The 3,711-nt window shown below is 76.3% G+C and carries 2 protein-coding genes; both read left to right on the top strand.

Going from position 1 to position 3,711, the window contains the following annotated elements:
- Window positions 1-886: SDR family NAD(P)-dependent oxidoreductase (locus EEJ42_RS33105; RefSeq protein ID WP_123105691.1), on the top strand; the 886-nt coding region annotated here is incomplete at its 5' end.
- Window positions 887-888: 2 nt separating this feature from the next.
- Window positions 889-3,711: type I polyketide synthase (locus EEJ42_RS33110; RefSeq protein ID WP_123105693.1), on the top strand; the 2,823-nt coding region annotated here is incomplete at its 3' end.

The raw sequence follows: 3,711 nt of genomic DNA on the forward strand, positions 1-3,711 counted from the left end.
CGCCGGAGACGGCGCGGCGGAGGCCGCCGCGCTCGGCCTGGACCGCGACTCCGTGGTGGTCCTGGTCGGCGGGGCACGCGGCATCACCGCCCGGTGCGCCCTCGCCCTCGCGTCCGCCGCCCGCTGCCGGATCGAACTGCTCGGCCGTACGCCGGAACCCACCGGCCCGGAGGCCCCGGACACAGCCGCGGCACGCGACGAGACGGCGCTGCGCGCCGCGCTCGCCGCCCGGGGCGGCGCGACACCGGCCGAGATCGAGCGGGAGGTCGCCCGGATCCTCGCCCGGCGCGAAGTCGCCGCCACTCTCGCGGAGTTGACCGCCCTGGGCAGCCGGGTGCGCTACCGCGCGGTGGACGTCCGGGACGACGCGGCCGTGCTCCGGGCCGTGAAGCAGATCCACGCCGACCACGGGCGGCTGGACGGCGCCGTGTACGCCGCCGGTGTCATCGAGGACCGGCTGATCGCGGAGAAGTCCGCCGAGTCCTTCGGGCGGGTCTTCGGCACCAAGGCGGACGGCGCGCGGACCCTGCTGGACGCCCTCGCGGAACTGCCCGAACCCCCGGCGTTCACGGTGCTGTTCGGCAGCATCTCCGCCGCCCTCGGCAACCGCGGCCAGGTGGACTACGCCGCGGCCAACGACGCGCTGGAAACCCTCGGCGCGCAGTGGCGGGCCCGCACCGGCCGCCGGGCGCTGACCGTGCACTGGGGGCCGTGGGCCCCGACCGGCGCCCACGGCGGGATGGTCACGCCGGAACTCGGCCGGGAGTACGCCCGGCGCGGCATCTCGCTCATCGACCCCGAAGAGGGCGCGCTGGCGCTGCTGCGCGAGCTGGCCTGGGGCGAGGAGCCGGACCAGGCCGTCGTCTACACCGCCTCGGGCTGGTGACCATGACCGGCCGTCACCAGCTGCCACCGGTGGCCATCGTCGGGATGGCGGTCCTGCTGCCCGGCTCCCCGGACCTGGACACCTACTGGCTCAACCTGACCGGGGGCGTGGACGCCATCACCGAGGTCCCGGCCGGGCGGTGGGACACGGGGTTCTACGATCCCCAGGGCCCCGGCACCCCGGCCGCCCCCGACCGGGTGTACTGCCGCCGCGGCGGCTTCGTCGACACGTACGCGCAGGTGGAGGCCGCCCGGTTCGGCATCATGCCGAACTCGGTGTCCGGCACCGAACCCGACCAGCTGATCGCCCTCGGCGTCGCGGCGGCCGCCCTCGCCGACGCGGGCGGCGACGACCGGCTGCCCGACCGGGAGCGGGTGGGCGTCGTCCTGGGCCGGGGCGGCTACCTCACCCCCGGGCTGGTCCGGCTCGACCAGCGCGTCCGCACCGCGCACCAGCTCGTACGCACCCTCGGCGAGCTGCTGCCCGGCCTCGGCCCCGGCCACCTGGACCGGATCCGGGACGCCTTCACCGAACAGCTCGGCCCGGACCGCCCCGAGGCGGCCATCGGCCTGGTGCCCAACCTCGCCGCCTCCCGCATCGCCAACCGGCTCGATCTGCGCGGGCCCGCCTACACCGTGGACGCCGCCTGCGCGTCGTCCCTCGTCGCCGTCGACCAGGCGGTGGCGGAGCTGGCCTCCGGGCGGTGCGACGTGATGCTCGCGGGCGGTGTGCACCACTGCCACGACATCACCCTGTGGAGCGTCTTCGCGCAGCTGCGCGCCCTGTCGCCGAGCCAGCGCATCCGGCCCTTCGACCGCGCCGCCGACGGCCTGCTGATCGGCGAGGGCACCGGTGTGGTCGTCCTCAAACGGCTCGCCGACGCGCGGCGTGACGGCGACCGCGTCTACGCCGTCATCCGCGGCACCGGCGTGGCCTCGGACGGCCGCGCCACCGGGCTGGTCAACCCGGACCCGGGCGGCCAGGCCCGCGCCGTACGGCAGGCCTGGCGCGCCGCGGGCCTCGACCCGCGCGCACCGGGCTCGATCGGCCTGCTGGAAGCGCACGGCACGGCCACCCCCGCCGGGGACGCGGCCGAACTCACCACGCTGGCCGAGGCGTTCGGGCCCGGTGGTTCTTCTCGCGGCGAGCCTGCCGTCATCGGCTCCGTGAAGTCGATGATCGGCCACACCATGCCCGCCGCCGGTGTCGCCGGGCTGGTCAAGGCCGCCCTCGCCGTCCACCACGGCTGGCTGCTGCCCACCCTGCACTGCGACGACCCGCACCCGGGGCTTTCGGCCACCCGCTTCCGCACCCTCGACGCGGCCACGCCCTGGGAGGCCCCCGTGCGGCGCGCGGCGGTCAACGCCTTCGGGTTCGGCGGGATCAACGCGCACGTGGTGCTGGAGCAGGAGTCGACCGCGCCGGTGAAACGGCGCCCGGCCACCGTCGTGACCGAACCCGAACGGGTGCTGGCCCTCGCCGTGGACACGCCGGAGCGGCTGGCCGAACTGCTCGCGGCCGACGACGCGACCGTACGGGCCACCGCGCCCGCTTCCCCGTCCGGGTCCGGGCGGGGCGCCCGCACCCGGCTCGGCATCGTCGACCCCACCGCCAAGCGGCTCGCCCTCGCCCGGCGCGTGGTCGCCAAGGGCCGCCCGTGGCGCGGCCGCAACGACGTCTGGTTCACCACGGAGCCGCTGCTCGCGGCCGCCGGGAAACTGGCCTTCGTCTTTCCCGGCCTGGAGGCCGAGTTCGAGCCCCGCACGGACGGGATCGCCGAGTACTTCGGGCTGTCCCGCCACACCGGCGACCGCCCCGGCGAGCGGTACGGCGAGGCGGCCCGCGCGGGCGACATCGGCCGCCACGGCATCGGCGTCTTCGGCGTCGGGCGCCTGCTCAACGCGGCACTCGGCCACATGGGAATCGTGCCGGACGCGGTCGCCGGACACAGCGTCGGCGAGTGGTCCGCGATGGCCGCGGGCGGACTCTACGCGGGCGACGCCGTCGACGCCTTCCTCGACTCCTTCGACCCCGACGCGCTGCGCGTCCCCGGGGTGACCTTCGCCGTCCTCGGCACGGGCGCGGAACGCGTCCTCACCGCGCTCGCGGAGCGGCCGGAGCGCCGGATCGTGCTCTCGCACGACAACGCGCCGAGCCAGTCGATGGTGTGCGGGCCACGGGCCGACGTCGAGGAGTTCGTCCAGGCGATGCGCGCCACGGGCGTGATCGCGCAGGTCCTGCCCTTCCAATCCGGCTTCCACACGCCCATGCTGGCCCCCTACCTCGACCCCATCCGGACCCTGGCGGAGCGCTTCGAGCTGCTCCTGCCGTCCCGTATCCCCGTCTGGTCCGGGACCACCGCCGCGCCGTATCCGGAGACCGAGGCGGAGGTGCGGCAGTTGTTCGTGCGGCACCTCCTGGAACCGGTGCGGTTCCGGCTGCTGACCCAGGCGCTGCACGACGCGGGCTTCCGCGCGTTCGTCCAGATGGGTACCGGCCAGCTGGCCTCGCTCATCGGCGACACGCTCCAGGGCCGCGACCACGTCGTGGTGGCCGCCAATTCGCCCCACCGCGACGGCGTCGCCCAACTGCGCCGCGTCGCCACGGCGCTGTGGACGGAGGGCGCGCCCGTGGACCCCGCGCTCCCGCGCCCCGGCTCGACGCGGCCGTCGGCCGCGGTGCGCCTGAACCTCGACGGCGCGCTCGTCTCGCTGGGCGGGCGGCGGTTGGCGGAGTTGCGCGGGGTGCTGGCGTCGGGGCTTTCCCCCACCCCGCCCCTCCCCGAACCCGGAGGGCTCCGCCCCCCGGCCCCCCACTCCCCGGCG

Origin of the sequence: Streptomyces botrytidirepellens, assembly GCF_003721215.1 — a bacterium.
GTDB classification, from domain to species: domain Bacteria; phylum Actinomycetota; class Actinomycetes; order Streptomycetales; family Streptomycetaceae; genus Streptomyces; species Streptomyces himastatinicus.